The 17026-nt window shown below is 74.1% G+C and carries 15 protein-coding genes; 5 read left to right on the top strand and 10 right to left on the bottom strand.

What is annotated here, in order from left to right; genetic code table 11:
* Positions 1–113: 113 nt before the first annotated feature.
* Positions 114–1454 (top strand): 4-aminobutyrate--2-oxoglutarate transaminase, encoded by a 1341-nt coding sequence (gene gabT / locus ABD946_RS20535; protein WP_345285638.1) that lies wholly within the window; start codon positions 114–116, stop codon positions 1452–1454.
* 409 nt (positions 1455–1863) lie between these two features.
* The gene (locus ABD946_RS20530) at positions 1864–2478 is read left to right on the top strand and encodes a phosphatase PAP2 family protein (RefSeq protein WP_345285636.1); all 615 of its coding nucleotides are present in this window, start codon (positions 1864–1866) and stop codon (positions 2476–2478) included.
* A 57-nt stretch (positions 2479–2535) separates the two neighbouring features.
* On the opposite strand, the gene ABD946_RS20525 is transcribed toward ABD946_RS20530, so the two are convergent.
* Positions 2536–2868 carry a DUF2218 domain-containing protein gene (locus ABD946_RS20525; protein ID WP_345285634.1) on the bottom strand — a complete coding sequence of 111 codons (333 nt, stop codon included), beginning with the start codon at positions 2866–2868 and terminating at the stop codon, positions 2536–2538.
* 142 nt (positions 2869–3010) lie between these two features.
* Between ABD946_RS20525 and ABD946_RS20520 the strand changes: the two genes are divergently transcribed.
* Positions 3011–3499: a MarR family winged helix-turn-helix transcriptional regulator gene (locus ABD946_RS20520; RefSeq protein WP_345285632.1), complete on the top strand. Its 489-nt coding sequence runs from the start codon at positions 3011–3013 to the stop codon at positions 3497–3499.
* Here ABD946_RS20520 and ABD946_RS20515 read toward each other — a convergent pair.
* Complete coding sequence (locus tag ABD946_RS20515) at positions 3411–4373, bottom strand: EamA family transporter (RefSeq protein WP_345285690.1); 963 nt, start codon at positions 4371–4373, stop codon at positions 3411–3413. The two genes, ABD946_RS20520 and ABD946_RS20515, sit on opposite strands and share 89 nt — an antisense overlap.
* 177 nt (positions 4374–4550) lie before the next feature.
* Here ABD946_RS20515 and ABD946_RS20510 point away from each other — a divergent pair, with 177 nt between their 5' ends.
* Positions 4551–5453 carry a LysR family transcriptional regulator gene (locus ABD946_RS20510; RefSeq protein ID WP_345285630.1) on the top strand — a complete coding sequence of 301 codons (903 nt, stop codon included), beginning with the start codon at positions 4551–4553 and terminating at the stop codon, positions 5451–5453.
* Between the two features lie 42 nt (positions 5454–5495).
* Here the strand turns inward: ABD946_RS20510 and ABD946_RS20505 are convergent, their stop codons facing one another.
* On the bottom strand, positions 5496–6263 hold the full coding sequence (locus ABD946_RS20505) for a ZIP family metal transporter (protein WP_345285628.1): 768 nt from the start codon (positions 6261–6263) through the stop codon (positions 5496–5498).
* A 442-nt stretch (positions 6264–6705) separates the two neighbouring features.
* Between ABD946_RS20505 and ABD946_RS20500 the strand changes: the two genes are divergently transcribed.
* Entirely contained in the window at positions 6706–7113 is a 408-nt protein-coding gene (locus ABD946_RS20500; RefSeq protein WP_345285626.1) for a DUF6278 family protein, read from the top strand.
* A 116-nt stretch (positions 7114–7229) separates the two neighbouring features.
* On the opposite strand, the gene ABD946_RS20495 is transcribed toward ABD946_RS20500, so the two are convergent.
* The 7 genes from ABD946_RS20495 to ABD946_RS20465 form a co-directional block, all read right to left on the bottom strand.
* Complete coding sequence (locus tag ABD946_RS20495; protein WP_345285624.1) at positions 7230–8948, bottom strand: restriction endonuclease; 1719 nt, start codon at positions 8946–8948, stop codon at positions 7230–7232.
* A 117-nt stretch (positions 8949–9065) separates the two neighbouring features.
* Positions 9066–10688 carry a hypothetical protein gene (locus ABD946_RS20490; protein WP_345285622.1) on the bottom strand — a complete coding sequence of 541 codons (1623 nt, stop codon included), beginning with the start codon at positions 10686–10688 and terminating at the stop codon, positions 9066–9068.
* Between the two features lie 365 nt (positions 10689–11053).
* Positions 11054–11704: a YigZ family protein gene (locus ABD946_RS20485; RefSeq protein ID WP_345285620.1), complete on the bottom strand. Its 651-nt coding sequence runs from the start codon at positions 11702–11704 to the stop codon at positions 11054–11056.
* A gap of 140 nt (positions 11705–11844) precedes the next feature.
* Positions 11845–13101, bottom strand: coding sequence for a DUF6986 family protein (locus ABD946_RS20480; protein ID WP_345285618.1), 1257 nt, complete (start codon positions 13099–13101; stop codon positions 11845–11847).
* A gap of 88 nt (positions 13102–13189) precedes the next feature.
* On the bottom strand, positions 13190–14752 hold the full coding sequence (locus tag ABD946_RS20475) for a DUF2637 domain-containing protein (protein WP_345285616.1): 1563 nt from the start codon (positions 14750–14752) through the stop codon (positions 13190–13192).
* A 127-nt stretch (positions 14753–14879) separates the two neighbouring features.
* The gene (locus tag ABD946_RS20470) at positions 14880–15566 is read right to left on the bottom strand and encodes a response regulator transcription factor (protein WP_345285614.1); all 687 of its coding nucleotides are present in this window, start codon (positions 15564–15566) and stop codon (positions 14880–14882) included.
* On the bottom strand, positions 15518–16930 hold the full coding sequence (locus tag ABD946_RS20465; RefSeq protein WP_345285612.1) for a sensor histidine kinase: 1413 nt from the start codon (positions 16928–16930) through the stop codon (positions 15518–15520). Before ABD946_RS20465 ends, ABD946_RS20470 begins: the two co-directional genes overlap by 49 nt.
* Positions 16931–17026 lie beyond the last annotated feature (96 nt).

Raw genomic sequence — 17026 nt, 5'->3', positions numbered from 1 at the left:
CAATTCGGGTGGCCCACTGCTACCGAGTGGCGCATGCCCGGCGGCCGTACCCGGCCGTAGCCTGCGAGGACCGCGCCTCGTAATTCCGGGCCCCTAGACATGGAGAACACACGATGAGCACTGCAACGCCGCTTCCGCAGGAGCGTCGCCTGGTCACCGCGATCCCGGGCCCGAAGTCGCAGGAGCTGCAGGCCCGCAAGCTGGGCGCGGTGGCGGCCGGCGTCGGCACCACCCTGCCGGTGTACGTCTCGCGCGCCGGCGGCGGCGTGCTGGAGGACGTGGACGGCAACTCGCTGATCGACTTCGGCTCCGGCATCGCCGTGACCAACGTCGGCAACAGCGCGGCCGCCGTGGTCGCCAAGGCCACCGCGCAGCTGGAGGCCTTCACCCACACCTGCTTCATGGTGACCCCGTACGAGGGCTACGTGGCCGTGGCCGAGCAGCTCAACGAGCTGACCCCGGGCGACCACGAGAAGCGCACCGCGCTGTTCAACTCCGGCGCCGAGGCCGTCGAGAACGCGGTCAAGATCGCCCGCGCCTACACCAAGCGCACCGCCGTCGTGGTCTTCGACCACGGCTACCACGGCCGCACCAACCTCACCATGGGCATGACGGCGAAGAACATGCCGTACAAGCAGGGCTTCGGCCCGTTCGCCCCCGAGGTCTACCGCGTCCCGGTCGCCTACCCCTACCGCTGGCTGACCGGCGCCGAGAACTGCGCCCCCGAGGCCGCCGCCCAGGCGATCGACCTGATCAACAAGCAGATCGGCGCCGAGAACGTCGCCGCGATCGTGATCGAGCCGATCCAGGGCGAGGGCGGCTTCATCGAGCCGGCCAAGGGCTTCCTGCCGGCCATCGTCGAGTACGCCAAGGCGAACGGCATCGTCTTCGTCGCCGACGAGATCCAGACCGGCTTCTGCCGCACCGGCCAGTGGTTCGCCTGCGACGACGAGGGCATCGTCCCGGACCTGATCACCACCGCCAAGGGCATCGCCGGCGGCCTGCCGCTGGCCGCCGTGACGGGCCGCGCCGAGATCATGGACGCCGCGCACGCCGGCGGCCTGGGCGGCACCTACGGCGGCAACCCGGTGGCCTGCGCCGCCGCGCTCGGCTCGATCGAGACCATGAAGTCCGAGGACCTGAACGGCAAGGCCCGGCAGATCGGCGAGGTCATGCTCGGCCGTCTGCGCGCCATGCAGGAGAAGTTCGACGTGATCGGCGAGGTCCGCGGCCGCGGCGCGATGATCGCGGTCGAGCTGGTCAAGCCGGGCACCAAGGACCCGAACCCGGAGTTCACCGCCGCGGTGGCGAAGGCCTGCCACGCCGAGGGCCTGGTCGTGCTGACCGCCGGCACCTACGGCAACGTGCTGCGCTTCCTGCCGCCGCTGGTGATGCCGGAGCACCTGCTGGTCGAGGGCCTGGACATCATCGAGAGCGCCTTCGCGGCGGTCTGAACCGTCCGCTCCGCCTGACGCCGCGTCACGCGCGAGGGGCCCGGTCCGCACGGACCGGGCCCCTCCGTTTGCTTGCGCCGGATGCGCCGGTCGGATGCGCACGCTGAATGCTCGCGCTGGCTGCACGCGCAGTGGTGAAGATGCTGTGGCAAACCGCGCGGCCCGCCCTGTTCGGCCGGGTTCTGACGTACTGTCATGACAGATGGACAGCGAGCCACACTCCTTACCGACGACGCCACCCGCCCCCTCGGGGGCAGCGGCAGCCGAGGACCGATCGACCGACCGTCCGGCCCACACCCCCCGGGGCGCACGGAACGGCGATCTCCCCAGCCGCCCCGGAGCTCTCCCCCCTGCTCCGGGGCGGCTCTCGCACGTCCTGGGCGGGTTCTGGCTCCCGGCGCTGCTGCTCGTGGTGCTGGCGGTGGTCTCCTGGCAGGTGGCCGCCGACGGTCCGCTGCTGGAGCTGGACGACTGGGCCAGGCGCTCCACCCGGGCCGTCCGCACCGGTCTGCACAGCACCCTGCTGAACCACCTGGGCGCCGGCCTGGCCGACCTCGGCGGGCCCTTCCCCGCGATGCCGGTGCTGCTCGGCGCGGCCGCGCTGGCGGCCGCGCGGGAGCGGACGGCCGGGCGGCGGCGCTGGTGGTACCCGCTGCCGTTGGCGGCGGCAGCCGGGCTGCTGGTGCCGCTGCTGGTGGTCCCGGCCAAGGCGTTGTTCGCCCGCCCCGGCCCGTTCGGCGTGCCGCTGGCCGCCGATCAGCTCGGCTGGTACCCGTCCGGGCACACCGCCACCTCGGCCCTCGCCTACGGCACCGCCGCCCTGCTGCTCGGCCCCACCCTGGCCCGGCGCCCCCGGCGGTGGCTGTACGGGCTGACCGCACTGCTCTGCCTGGGCGTCGGGGCCGGGCTGGTGTGGAGCGACTACCACTGGCTGCTGGACGTGGTGGCCAGCTGGTGCCTGACCGGGACGGCGCTCTGGTGCCTGTGGCGGTACGTCATCCCGTGGGCGCGGCGCCGGAGCTGACCGCTCGTCGGACGCGGGCCGCCCGTGCTGGTGCGGCCTTGCTCCTCGGGTGCGGCCCTACTCCTCGGGAGCGTCGTTGCGCTGAACGGTGCCGGGGGCGCCGCTCTCGCGCTGCCACTCCACCACCAGCTCGTCGCGGGTGCCGAAGCGGACCAGGTGGCGGCCGACCACGTCCTCCAGCTGCGGGAGGTTCTCCTCGGCGCCCTCGACCACCAGCAGCAGGGCACCCTCCTCGGCGGTCAGCACGGCGGTGCCGGCGCTGAAGACCAGCTCGCCGCGGCCGCTCTCCTCGGACCAGTCGGCCTGGATCTTGCGGCCCATGTGGGCAGCCAGCTGCTTGCCGTAGCGGGACGGACGGTCCGTGACGACACGGGCCTGGGAAACGGACATCGGTGTACTCCTCTTGGTTAAGATTAGGTCAGCCTAAGTGAATGGTGAGCCAAGCTCAAGGTATTTCGGCGGCGACACCCCGGAGGGCTCTCCGGCAGCCCCGATACCCTGGTGGCCACCTACCGTCCCAGGAGCCGCCCCCATGTCCGTGCCCGCCGCCGAGCCGCCCGCCGAGACCGCCGCGGACCTCGCCGACGCACTGACCCGGGCGATGAAGCGGATCCGCCGGCAGACCATGGTGCGCCTGGAGCCCTACGGCATCACCCCCGGCCAGGCCCGGGCGCTGCGCACCCTGGCGCACGCCCCCGGCTGCGAGGGCCGGGAGACCATGCGGCTGAGCGAACTCGCCGAACGCCTCCACATCGCCCCCCGCTCCGCCACCACCGTGGTGGACGCCCTGGAGGAGGCCGGCCTGGTCGAGCGCACCCCCGACCCGGACGACCGCCGGGCCGTGCGGGTGGTCCTGACCGCCGCCGGGCACGGCGCGCTGGAGCGGATCGGCCTGGTCCGCCAGGAGGTCGCCCAGGAGTACTTCGGGCCGGTCAGCCGAGTCGAGCAGGAGGCTCTGCTGCGGGCCCTGCGACAGGCCGAACTCGCCTTCGAAGCAGCCCGGTCGGCCGACCGGAGCTGAGCACCCGGACGGAACCCAGCGCCCCCGGACGCAACGCGGTGAGCCCGATGCCGAGCACCACCAGCAGCGCGGCCCCGGCCCCCAGCGGGCTGATCCCCTCCCCCAGCAGCAACCAGGACGAGGACATCCCGAAGACCGGCACCAGCAGCGAGTACGGCGCCACCGCCGAGGCGTCGTAGCGCCCCAGCAGGAAGCTCCAGGCCATGAAGCCGAACAGGGTCGACCCCAGCCCGACGTAGAGCACCGCCCCGATCCCGGCCGGACTCAGCGCCGCGAACGCCTCCCCCGCCGCCGACGGACCCTCGAACAGCAGCGAGAGCGCCAGCAGCGGCAGCACCGGCACCGCGCTCATCCAGACCATCCAGCGCAGCGCGTCCGCCGGCGCGGCCTTCTTGGTCAGCACGTTGGACAGCCCCCAGAACGCCGCCGAGAGGATCACCAGCGCGAACGCCCCGACCGGGCCGTTCAGCCCGCGGTCCACCGCCGCCACGCCGATCCCGGCGAAGGCGATCGCCAGCCCGGCGATCCGCTGCACCGGCGGACGCTCGCGCAGCAGCGCGGCGGCGAACACCGCCGTGAAGACCGCCTGGCTCTGCAGCACCAGCGACGACAGTCCCGAGGGCATCCCCGCGTTCATCGCGAAGAACAGCAGCCCGAACTTGGCCACTCCGAGCGTCAGCCCCACCGCCACCACCCAGCGGAACGCCACCCGCGGCCGCCCCACGAAGAACACCGCCGGAACCGCCACCACCGCGAACCGCAGCGCCCCGAACAGGAACGGCGGGAAGTGGCCCAGGCCCACGTGGATCACCACGAAGTTGACCCCCCACACGGCGGCGACCAGCACGGCGAGGGCGATGTGACGGGGGCTCATCTGCATGCCCGTCAGCATGGCCCGGCGGGATCGTGTAGCACCAGCGACTTGTCCTACAGGGAATGCTTTAGCATCACTGCACGATGACGGGCGCAGGCCCGCCCCGCCTGCCCCGCCCGACAGCCCGACAGCCCGACAGCCCGACAGCCCGATGCTGCCCGGGGAGAGGAGGCACACGTGATGGACCTCGGACGGCTCCGCGCCCTGCACGCCGTCGCCGTGCACGGATCGGTCGGCGGCGCGGCCGCCGCACTCGGCTTCACCCCCTCGGCGGTCTCCCAGCAGATCGCCAAGCTGGAGCGGGAGACCCGCACCGTACTGCTGGAGAAGCAGGGCCGCGGCGTGGTCCTCACCGACGCCGCCCGCACCCTCGCCGACACCGCCCGTGAGGTGCTCGCCCTGGTCGAACAGGCCGAGGTCACCCTGGAGCGCCAGCGCGGCCGCGCCGTCGGCCGTCTGCTGGTCGCCTCCTTCGCCACCGGCGCCCGCGGAGTCCTGCCCGGCGCGCTCGCCGCCCTCCGGCGGGACTGCCCCGACCTGGAGGTCCGGCTGCTGGAGTCCGACCCCTACCAGGCCGCCGAACTCGTCGCGCGCGGCGAGGTCGACCTCGCCCTCGTCCAGGACTGGCCCACCGTCCCGCTCCCCGTCCAGGACGGCCTCTCCCGGCTCGACCTCGGCGAAGACCCGGTCGACCTGCTGCTGCGTGCCGAACACCCGCTCGCGGCCCTCGCCGTGGTCCCCGTCCAGCGCCTGCTCGGGCAACGCTGGACCAGCGTGCCGCCCGGCAACATCTGCCACGACTGGCTGGTGCGCACCATGCGGGAGGCCGGCGAGGAACCCGACGTGGTCTACCAGGTCGGCGAGTTCGAGACCCAGATCGCACTGATCGAGGCCGGGCTCGGCCTCGGCCTCGTCCCCCGGCTCGGCCGCGGCCCGCTGCCGCCCGGGGTGGTCGCCCGGCCCGTGGTGCCCGAACCGGCCCGGCGGGTGTTCGTCCTCTGGCGGACCAGGACCAGCCGGCGGCCCGCCGTGGCCGCGGCCCTGGCCGCCGTCCGCGAGCAGTGGGACGCCACGCACTGACGGACGGTCAGGCGGGCCGGCCGACCGGCCGTGGGGGCGGTCCTACTCGGCGAAGCCGATCACCAGCCACATGAACGCCACCCCGAGCACCGTGCAGATCAGCGTGGTGCGGGACGGGTGCGGGCTGTGCGCCTCCGGCAGGATGTCCGAGGTCGCCAGGTAGAGCAGGAACCCCGCGAAGAACCCCAGGTACAGGCCGAGCGCCTGCTCCGGGATGGTGAACAGCAGCGTGATCGCGGCACCCGTCACGGGCGCCAACGCGTCCGCGCCCAGCAGCGTCAAGGCCCGGCGGCGGTCGTTCCCGTACATCCGGGTGATCGTGTAGGTGTTGAAGCCGTCCGCGAAGTCGTGCGCCACGACCGCGATCGCCACCACCGTGCCCACCGTGGTGCCCGCCTGGAACGCCGCACCGATCGCGAATCCGTCCATCAGACTGTGCGTCACCAGCGCACCGGCGGCGGTGAGTCCGACGCCCTGCTTGCCGCCGTGCGCGTGGCCGTGGGAGTGGGCGTGGCCGTGCGAGTGCTCGGCGTACTCCGTCTCGTGGCTCCGGTGGATCGCCACCGCCCGCTCCACCACGTGGATCGCCAGGAACCCGGCAGCGAACATCAGCAGTGCCTGCGGCACCCCGTGCAGCTCCTGCGGCGCCGCGTGCATCGCCTCCGGCAGCAGGTCGAAGGCCACCACCCCGAGCATCAGCCCGGCCGCGAACCCCAGCACCAAGTGCCGACGGTCCCCGACCCGCTGCGCCACCAGTCCGCCGAGCAGCGTCATCAGGAACGCCCCGGCGGCCACCAGCACCGCGGTCATCGACGGCCCTCCCGCTCGTCCGCTCCCGGTGGGGCCGGACGGCTGCGCGGACCGCTGCCCACGGGCACAGACGCCCGGCCCGGACCGGAGCAGAGACCCCCGGCCCTGCCGGCCAGCCTCTCCGCCCCCCGGGCCGCCCGCCCGCCGGACGGTCCGTCAGGGTGACGGCCCCTCACCCCCGGCCCCGGTCCACCGATCCGCCTCGCACCCACCCCGGCCCCTCCTCGTACACCGCCGAACGAAACGCCCATCCTCCCAGCCCGCCCGGCACCACCCACCAGGGGGCCCGGACCGATGCGACCGCGCGGGTACGGCGGGCCGACGGCCCGCCCGAGCGGCGCCGCGGCCGGGTAGGACGGCAGTGCGGCAGTACGGCCGTCGGCGGCACGACGCGGCGCCGGTCCCCCTCGCCGCCCGCCCGGGGCCCTGGCACCCTGGCCCCATGGGCAGGTACCTCGGCCGGCGACGGCACCCCCGCGCGGCCGGCGCCAGCGAAGCCGCACTGGCCGGACTGCTCGCCGAGTGCGGGCTGCTGCGCGAACTCGCCGACTCGGCCGGGGTGCGACTGGACGACAGCGAGCGCTCCCTCACCGCCCTCGACCAGCTGCTGCCCCGCTGGCGCGAGAACCCCGGGCTCTCCGACCGCCTGGGCAACGACGCCGGGCTCTACCTCGGCACCGTGCTGCGCCGCACCGTCCCCGGCACCCACTGGCGGCTCGGCCCGGAGGAGCGCCCCCTGCTGGTGCTGCCCGGCGGCCGCGAACTGGACGTCACCGCCCTGGGCCACGGCTGGGCCGACCAGGGCTCGCCGCCGCTCGCCGCGGCCTACCTCACCGCCACCGACGGCTGACCGCCACCGACGCGACCACCGACCCGCCCGACCCGTCCCATCAGCCCGACCGCCCTCCCGCTCGCGCTCCCGCAACGGCCCTGGCCCCGGCCCCGGGTCCTGGTCCCGGCCCCGTCTCAGCCGCCGACGCCGAGCCGCATGCCGAGCTGCGTCTCGGTGAGCTCCCGCACACCATCGCCGTCCACCAGGTGGATCTGCGGCAGCTCCGCCGCCAGGTCCAGCGCCGCCTCCGCGAACCGACCCGTGGTCAGCCGCAGGCCGCGCTCCGCCCCTTCCTCCCGGACCGCCTCGGCCAGCGTCCGCAGCTCCGTCGCCGTGACCTCCGCCCCGTCGGGCCCCGACCCGCCGCGGGGGCGCGAGGCCCAGACCACCCAGCGCCCGGGCAGCGCGCTGCCCTCCTGGCCCACCGCCGTGGCCACCAGCCCGGCCGACCCGCGCAGCCGCACGCTCCACTCCCCCAGCCCGCCCCTGGTCAGCAACTCCCGCACCAGGTGGGCGAACTCATGGGCCGACAGGTCCTCGGCCGTGGGCACCGTCATGCCCGCCTCCGCACCCGGCTCGACCCCGGCCAGACCGTACGGGTCCGGCGAGACCGCCGCCGACAGCTCCCGCAGCCGCACCAGGGCCTCGTCCTGCTCGGCATCCGCGTACAGGCCGCCGTACACACCCTCGTACGCGCCGTCCTCCCGGCCCTCGCCGTCCTCCCGGCCCTCGCCCTCCTCCGGCCCCTCGTCGGCGGCCGGCAGCAGCCGGGTGCGGGCCAGGGCGTCCCGGTCCGCGTCCACGCTGAGCAGGCAGAGCGGAGCTCCTGACGGTGTGTCACGGAGCCAGCCGTTGAGCACGACGCCGGCCAGTATCTCGTCGGTGTCCACCGCGTCCGCCGCCTGGAGCGCGCGCAGCGCCAGCCGGGCGACCAGCCGCAGGTAGTCGTTGGCCCGGTCGGCGAGCGGACGGGGCACCGGCTCCACGGTGTCCTCGGTGGTCAGCCGGTAGCCGTCCAGCGAGGGCACCAGGGCGAGCGGCGGCAGGTCGAGGTCGAGCACCGCCGTCCTGGTCAGCGGGCGGAACACCGCCCGGCACGGCGCGGGCAGGTCCTGCGTCGCCCCTTCGGCCGCCGCCAACGCCCGTTCCAGGAGCGACTCCACGGCGGCCGGCTCGGCCAGCCGGTAGGCCCGGCGGCACTCCTCCAGGCTGTCGTTGTACTCCCGCACCGCCCGGGCCCGGGCCTCCTCCAGGGCCTCGTGCGCCCGCCGCTCCGCGGAGGCCGCGTCGTCCGCCGCGGCCGCCCGGCCGGCCCGCCACTCCCGCAGCGCGCGCTGGTGGCGCAGCCGGGCCTGCGCCAACTCCCGCTGGTAGCCGGAGTCGAGCAGCGGACGGCCCGCGCCGTCCGCGCCCTCCGGCTGCGCGGGCACCGGCGGCGCGAAGTCCTCCCAACGCGGCTCGGGGCCGTCCGGGCCGAGGTCCTCCGCTCCCCCGGCGGCCGGGAACGGGCGGGGACGGTAGCTGCGCAGCTGGCTCTCGAAGTCCATCGCGGAGACCGGCAGCGCGGCCCGGCGCAGCAGGTCGGCCAGGTGCTCGTGCTCGGCCCGGACGGCGGCGGTCCGCTGATGGCTGAGCACGGCGGCCCGGCCGCGTGCGGCCACCTCGTCCTCCGCCGCCTCCCCCAGCCCTCCCGGGCCGTCCTCTCCCTCCGGCCCGTCCGTGGCACCCGGCTCTCCCGGGCCGTCCGCACCGCCCTCCCCGGCGCCGAGGTCGCGGAACAGCGAGGCCAGGAAGCCCGGTTGGAGCGTGGCGGCGGCGGTACCGTCCGACTGACCCTCAGGTGCGTACTGCATCGGTGGTCGTACCCCCAAGCTCGTCCGGCTGCTGCAGAGCATTGTCCACCGTCCGGGCCGCCCTGGGGGCTGACTCCCGCTGCCGCGCCACCGCCTGGCCGTCCGCCTGATCGTCCGTCAGTTCGTCCGAGTGTTGGTCAGGTGCAGCCCGATGTAGCCGACGTAGATCCGGCCGCTGCCCGAGCAGTCGTCCAGGTAGTGCAGGCGGGGGGCCGTGCGACCGCCTCCGATCCGCAGGTGCGCGCCCATGAACGCGCGCCGGGAGGAGTCCACGCACTCCGGCACCGGGAGCATCCGCTCGCGCTTCCACTTGGTGTGGCTCTCCACCGTCCGGGACTCGCCCCGGACGGCCTTGCGCGGCGGGAAGCGGTGGCAGCCGTCCGGGGTGTGCTCGCACCACTGCTTGAAGTCGCCGTGTGCCTCGCCCCGGACGGCGGCGGCCGCGTACTCCTGGAGCGCCGTCAGCCCCTCCCAGGTGAGCCGCGCCCAGCCGGTGCCGTCGCACTGGCCGTCCAGCGCCACCGCCTCCTTCTGGTCACCGGTGAACTCCAGCAGCGGGAACTCGCCGAAGCGGCCGACCAGTTCGCCGAAGGTTACCGGGCTGCCGTCCGCCGAGCGGGCGGTGCAGAAGCGGCCGGACAGCGCCTGGACCTGCGCGTTGGCCCGGCGCAGGGCGGTGCGCTGCTCCTCGCCCACCGCGAGCAGCAGCCGCTCCCGGCGGCGCGAACGGTGCAGGCTGTGCCGCACCCGCTGGAGCTCGTCGGCCCGGGCCTGGCGCTCGGCGGTGTCCGCCGTCCGGTGGGCAGCTCCGGTCCCCTCCGGCCCGGCTCCCGTGCCGGCTCCCACTCCGGACGCCGCCCGCACCTGCGGGGCGGGCTCGGCCGGCGGCTGGTAGACCGGGACGGCCGCCAACTCGGCGGGCAACGGGAGCTCGGCGGCCAGCCGGCCCGGCTCGCGGGCCAGCAGCGCGGCGGCCCGCCGGACGTCCTCGTCGATCCGGTGCCGGGGCAGCACCGGGTGCCGGCCGCCGTCCGCCCGCGAGGCCGGATCCACCTCGGGCAGGTAGGTGCGGACCGCTCCGCCGTAGACCTTGTGGTACTCCAGCGCGACGTTGAACAGCGGCAGCGCCTCGTGGTCCAGCAGGTAGAGCGCGGCCAGGCCGGTGAGCTGCCGGGTGAGCTGGCGGCCGGTGCCCTCCAGCCAGACGGCGGGGGTGGTCGCGGGCGGGAGGCTGGCCACCACCACGGGCAGGGTGCGGTCCGGGTCGCAGAGCTCGTCGATCAGGGCCTCCACCCCGGCGGGCCGGACGACCCGGGGGGCGTCGCCGATCCGGACCGGGCCGTCGGAGGCGTCCAGCAGCGGCAGCAGCGCCCGGGCCAGCTCGGGCACCGGCACCCGGCCGCCCGCCCGCAGGCCCGGACCGGACGCCAACTGCTCGGCCTCCAGCCGGACCCAGGTCGGCCCCTCGGGACCGGCCGAGGCCACGGTGAGGGTCAACTGGTCGGTGCCGTGCGGGGCGGGGGTGCGCAGCCGGCGGCGGAGGTAACCGCCGGGGACCTCCCGCAACTCGCCGAAGTCCCGGTCCAGCAGGACCCTTTCGCCGAGGCGCAGGCGCTCGGCCGGAAGGTCGGCGGTGCTCGGTGGGGGCTCGTCCCGCCCCTCGCCCTTCAGCCAGCCGGCCAGCAGCTGGTCCGCCAGGGCGGCCACCTCCTGCCGGGGGCGCGGGGTGGTCAACGTCATCCGGTACGGCGTGGGGCGGTCCAACCGGCCCGCCTGCGAGGCGGGTTGTCCCGCTCGCCTGCCCTCTGATCGGCTCGTGGAATCGGCCGGGCTGTGATGTGGCGTCATGCGAGGTACCTCCCGTGGTGCGGGGTGGTTGGGGTCTGACGTCCTCCGTCTGCGGGTTTGTCGGGCGGCGCCGCACCGGACTTCGGTGCGGTTCCTTGTTCCAGGAAACGCAGGTGCCCGGAGCGGAAGTTCCAACTCCGGGCATGGTTAATTCGTTCGAGTGTCACTCGGTTTTGGCCCGCGCCTGCTGGGCCAGACTCTTGGACTGGGCTGCCCGGCCCGGCGGACGACTCCGTCAGGTCCTCCGGTCGGGCCGGTCAGGCCTCCACCGGCACCTCGACGTAGTCCCGGCCCACCGGCTCGGCCACCGCCGCGCCCCCGGTCGCCTCGGCCAGCCAGACCTGAAACTCCGTCACTCCGGCCTCCGGCACGCCGACTTCGATCCGCACGTCCGCGGCGTACGCCAGCTCGCGCACCGCGTACCCGGCCGCCCGCAGGTCGTTCTCCAGGCGCCCGGCCCGGGTGTGGTCCGCCCGCACCGCGAGCACCGCCACCGGCCGCCGCTCCAGCAGCCCGAGCGCGTCCACCGCCTCCGAGACGGCGCTGCCGTACGCCCGCACCAGCCCGCCCGCACCCAGTTTGATGCCGCCGAAGTACCTGGTCACCACCGCCACCGTGTCGGTCAGACCGCGCCGGCGCAGCACCTCCAGCATCGGCACCCCGGCCGTCCCGCCGGGCTCGCCGTCGTCGCTGGACCGCTCCCTCGGGTGCTCGCCGCCCACCACGAAGGCGGTGCAGTTGTGCCGGGCGTCCCAGTACTGCTTCCGGATGCCCGCGATGAACGCCTGCGCCTCCTCCTCGTCGGCGACCCGGGCGAGGTGGCAGATGAACCGGGACTTCTTGATCTCCAGCTCGTGCACGCCGGAACCCCGCACGGTGAGGTAGGGCTTGGGGGTCGGCTCCGACATGGGGCGGTGGGTCTCCAGACACGAGAAAAGCCGGCAGGGACGGTGATCGTCCCTGCCAGCTTAGGCGGGCGCGCCGCCGGACCGGGCGCAGGCCGGTGCCGGAGGCGGCCCGCCGCGAGCGGCCGCTCGCGGGCCGCGGCTCAGCGCCCGGCCAGCGCGTCCAGCTGCTTGCGGTCCAGGCCGGTCAGGCCGGTGACCTCGTCGAGGTCCACCGCGCCGCAGTCCAGCCCGCGCAGCACGTAGCCGCTCAGCGCACGTGCGGTGGCGGGCTCGTCCATCACGTCGCCGCCGGCCTTCGCCACGTAGGCGGCCAGCCGTGCCGCTGCCGCCTTCAGGCCCTCGCGGTAGAAGGAGTAGACCGCGACGTAGCGCGTCGGCAGGTGCGCCGGGTGCATGTCCCAGCCCTGGTAGTACGCCCGCGCGAGCGAGCGGCGCACCAGGCCGTGGTGGAGCTTCCAGGCCGCGTGCACCTGCTCGGTGGGACCGGTCGGGATCACGTTGGTGGAACCGTCCGACAGCCGCACGCCGGTGCCGGCCGCCGCCACCTGCATGACCGCCTTGGCGTGGTCGGCCACCGGGTGGTCCATGCTCTGGTAGGCGGCGCTCACACCACAGGAGGCGCTGTAGTCGAAGGTGCCGTAGTGCAGGCCGGTGGCCCGGCCCTCGGCCGCCTCGATCATCAGGGCCACGGTGGCCCGGCCGTCCGGGCCGAGGATCGCCTGGGTGGTCTCGATCTGGATCTCGAAGCCGATCCGCCCGGCCGGCAGCCCGGCCCGGCGCTCGAAGTCCTCCAGCAGCCGCACCAGCGCGGTGACCTGCGCGGCGTAGGTGACCTTCGGCAGGGTCAGCACCAGCCCGTCGGGCAGGCCGCCCTCCGCGAGCAGGGTGGAGAGGAAGAGCTCGAGGGTGCGGATGCCGCGGGCGCGGACCGGCGCCTCCATGCACTTGATCCGGATGCCGATGTACGGCGGGGCCGTGCCGTCCGCCACCGCGGCGGCGACCAGCCGGGCGGCGCGCACGGCCTCCGCGTCCTCCTCCGCGTCCGGACGCGGACCGTAGCCGTCCTCGAAGTCGATCCGCAGGTCCTCGATCGGCTCCCGCTCCAGCTTGGCGCGGACCCGGGCGTGGACGTCGGCCAGCAGCTCGTCGTCCGCGACGCCGAGCGCCTGCGCCAGCCGGGCGGGGGTGGCGGCGTGCTCGTCGAAGGCGGCCAGCGCCTGGGCGCCCCAGCTGCTGACGGTGTCGGCGGCGAAGGCGTCGGCCGGTACGTAGACCGTGTGCACGGGTTGACGGCTGCCGTCGTCTCCCGGGTAACGCCGCGTCAGATCGGCGTCGACCGGAGCGAGCAGCTCCTCGACGGCGGCCAGGGCGGCCTCGGAGAACTTGGCCTGCGACATGCGGAACCCTCCACGCCTTCAACAGTTTGTTGAGGCGAAGGTAACGGCGCGGCTCGCGGACCGTCAATGGCGGATCCTCCGAGAGACCTCAGCCCAGGCCCAGCTCCATGAAACGTTCGTTCAACTTCGGCCAGATCCGCTCCACGTCCTTCGCGACCACGGAACCGTCACGCCCGCTGCCCTCCAGACCGAACTCGGAGGTCAGGAACTCGGCCAGCTGCCGGGGGTCGGGCTGCTGCTCGAACTTCTCGATGTACTGGGTCAGCGCCGCGAAGCAGACCTCCGGATCGAGCGGCACGGCCTGGCCCATCGGACGCCGCTCGGGCTCGACCGGCACCTCGACGGCCGTCGCCTCCTCGAACGGCAGCTCCTCCACGTACCCGGCCGGCACGCCCTGCGGGGCCAACTGCTCCAACCGCACCGGCCGCCGCACCTGCGGCTGCTCCTGCGGGACCTCCTGCACGCGCTGCGGCTGCGGCTGCGGCTGCGGCTGCGGGGCCTGCTCGACCTGCGGCTGCGGCGCCTTGAACCAGGGCGACGGCTGACCGGGCACCCGCGCCGTCTGCACCGGCTCGCTCGGCTGCGCCGGCGAACGGACCGCGCGGGCCGTCCACACGTTCAGCTCCGGCTCGGCCGGGACAGGACGCACCTCCGCCGCGTTCGGATCCTGCGCGTCCCGCAGCCGGACCGCCGCCAGCTTCGCCAGCGTCGGCGCCGCCAACGCGGCCGTCACCTGCGCGTCGGACACGGCCTGCGCCTCGGCCACCGGCTTCTCATGCACGGGAGCCCGCTCCACCGGCGACTGTTGAGTCGAGGCCTGCTGCGCCGGAGCCACCTGAATCGGCCCACCAGTCACGCCAGCGGCGTGGGCGGCGGGAGCCACGGCGGCAGCGGTCTGACCCGCCGTCACCTGAGCCGTCGTCACCGGCAGCTCCCGCCCCAGGGCCGGAGCCTCCGACGGGACGCTCTCCAGCGGGCCGTCGATCCGGTCCAGGATGCTCGGGTCCAGCGGGACCCCGTACTTGGCGAGCTTCAACGGCAACAGCGCCTGGAACGGCGCCGACCGGCGCCAGCCCCGGCCGTACCGGAACCGCAGCTGCGCCCGGTACACCAAGCGGTTCTGCTCCAGCCGGACGGTCTCGTCGTACGACCGGAGCTCCCAGAGCTTCATCCGCCGCCACAGCCGGAACGTCGGCACCGGCGACAGCAGCCAGCGCATCAGGCGGACCGACTCCATGTGCCGGTCCGCGGTGATCGCCGCGATCCGGCCGACCGCATGCCGGGAGGCCTCGACGACGACCACGAACAGCATCGGGATGACGGCGTGCATGGCCATCCCCAGCGGATCGCCCCAGGAGGCGGCGGCGTTGAAGGCGATGGTGGCCGCCGTCAGCAGCCAGGCCGTCTGCCGCAGCAGCGGGAACGGGATCCGCAGCCAGGTGAGCACCAGGTCCAGGGCGAGCAGCACCACGATGCCGGCGTCCACGCCGATCGGGAAGGCGTACGAGAAGGCACCGAACCCCTTCTCCACCGCCAGGTCGCGCACCGCGTTGTACGAGCCGGCGAAGCCGATGCCCGAGATCAGACAGGCTCCGGCCGCGACCACACCGAGCAGGGCGCGGTGGGCGCGGGTGAGGGAGGGACGTGCCATTCGATGATCAACCCCTGGGATTCGGCGGCTGCCGGACTCGGCCGTTGCTGCCGGATCCCCCCGTCGAGGTTCAGGACCACCGCGCCGGCGACCGTCTCGGCCCACCGGATACTACTCGCACGGGCGTTCAGTCGCCGCGCCGCCCTCCGGTCTGGACCACCTCCGCAGGCGTGCCGTTGAGGTGCGCCAACACCGCCAGCACACGGCGGTTGGCGTCCTCCGCCGGTGCCAACCCCAGCTTCGTGAAGATATTGGCAATGTGCTTGGCCACCGCCCCGTCGCTGACCACCAACCGGCTCGCGATCGCCGAGTTCGACCGCCCCTCAGCCATCAACCCGAGCACCTCCCGCTCCCTCGGCGACAGGCACTGGAGAGGCTGCGAACGCGACCTGCTCTCCAACAACTTGGCGATCACATCGGGATCCATCGCCGTCCCGCCCGCCGCAACCCGGCGGATCGCGTCGACGAACTGGTCCGCGTTGAACACCCGGTCCTTCAGCAGGTACCCGATCCCGCCCGTGCCGTCCGCCAGCAACTCCCGTGCGTACAGCTGCTGGACGTGCTGCGAGAGCACCAGCACCGGCAGGCCCGGGATCTCCCGTCGAGCCGCCAGCGCCGCCTGCAGACCCTCGTCCGTGAGTGTCGGCGGCAGCCGGACGTCCACCACCGCGACGTCCGGCCGGTGCTCCAACAGCGCCGCCAAGAGCTCGGGCCCGGTCTCCACCGCCGCGGCGATCGTGAACCCGTGCGCCTCCAGCAGCCGGGTCAGCCCTTCTCGGAGGAGGTAGAGGTCCTCGGCGAGGACAACGCGCACGGCAGCTCCATGGTGATGGTGGTCGGACCGCCCAGCGGACTGCTGACGGACAGGACACCGTCGAAGGTACCCAACCTCCGCTCGATGCCCCGCAGTCCACCGCGCGGCGTCTTGGTCGCCCCTCCCCTGCCGTCGTCCGTGACGGTCACCCGAAGCCGGCCCGCGCGGTGCAGGATGTCCACCCAGACGCGCTGCGCACCCGAGTGCTTGGCCGCGTTCACCAACAGCTCACTGATCGAGAAGTACACCGCCGCCTCCATCGGCAGCTCCGGCCGGGCCGGCAGACCGACCGTCACCTCAACGTCCTGCGTGCTGTCCAGCGCCAGGGCGCGGACCGCGTCCCCGAGGCCGCGCTCGGCCAGCACCGGCGGGTGGATGCCCTTCACCAGGTCACGCAGCTCCTGGAGCGCCTTCGCCGAGGACTCCCGGGTCTCCGCCAGCAGTCGCTTGGCCGCGTCCGGGTCGCTCTCCCACAGGTGCTCGATCGTCCCGAGGGTCAGCCCGATCGACACCAGACGGGCCTGGGCGCCGTCGTGCAGGTCCCGCTCGATCTGCCGCAGCTCGGCCGCCTGACTGCCCACCGCATCGGCCCGGGTCTCCGTCAGCTCGGCCACCCTGCGGGTCAGTTGGATGTTCGACGCCCGGCCGTTCGGGTCCAGGATCCGGCGCGCCAGGTCAGCGTGCAGATGGAGTGCCTGGGGCAGCAGCAGTACCGCGAGCAGCACCATGGCCCCGGCCAGCAGGAGCGAGATGACGAAGGATCCGAGCCCGCCCGACACCGACCCGTAGGTCCGGCTGTCGACGAAGCTGGTCAGCCCGAACAGGGCTCCACCCAGGCCGAGCCCCACCAGCGGCCCCAACAGCACCACCACCGCTGCCGGGTTCACCAGCAACCAGACCATCTCCGCCCGGGTCGCCGGATCCCGCAGCGACCAGTGCACCAGCTGGGCGACCTTCGCCACCCCGTGACTGCGGTGGTACGAGTACCCCGTCCACCAGTACCCCCGCTCGTCCACCTCCAGCGCGGGCCGCACCGAGTACTCGACCGGCACCCGGACTCCACATCGGCGCTCGATCTGCGACCGGGTCCACCCCGCGTTCAGCCGCACCGCCGGCGAGGCCATCACCACGGCGACGGCCGCCGCCAGCAGAAACGCGAACAGAGCCCCGAAGTCGCTGTACCCCGTCACCGCCATCGTCGTCCCGCCGACCAGCATGGCCCCGAGAACCGGCACCACCACCCCGGGCGCCGAGCTGACCACGACCGTCAGCGACCACCCGAGGGCACCGGTACCGGAGCGAACTGCCTCCGCGGCAGCGCGATGGAGCGGGGTGGCGGGCTTAGGAGGACTGACTGTGGTCACCTGACGGCTCCTGGAACGTGACTGACTGCTTACGGTCATCAGTGTTGCTCGGAGGTAGGTGTCGGCGCACTGGTCATCCCTCCCCGGTTCGAGGTG

This window comes from Kitasatospora albolonga (assembly GCF_039535905.1).
Classification (GTDB): Bacteria; Actinomycetota; Actinomycetes; order Streptomycetales; family Streptomycetaceae; genus Kitasatospora; species Kitasatospora albolonga.
The sequence above is the reverse complement of the archived record's forward strand: the minus strand, read 5'-3'. Positions and strand labels throughout refer to the sequence as shown.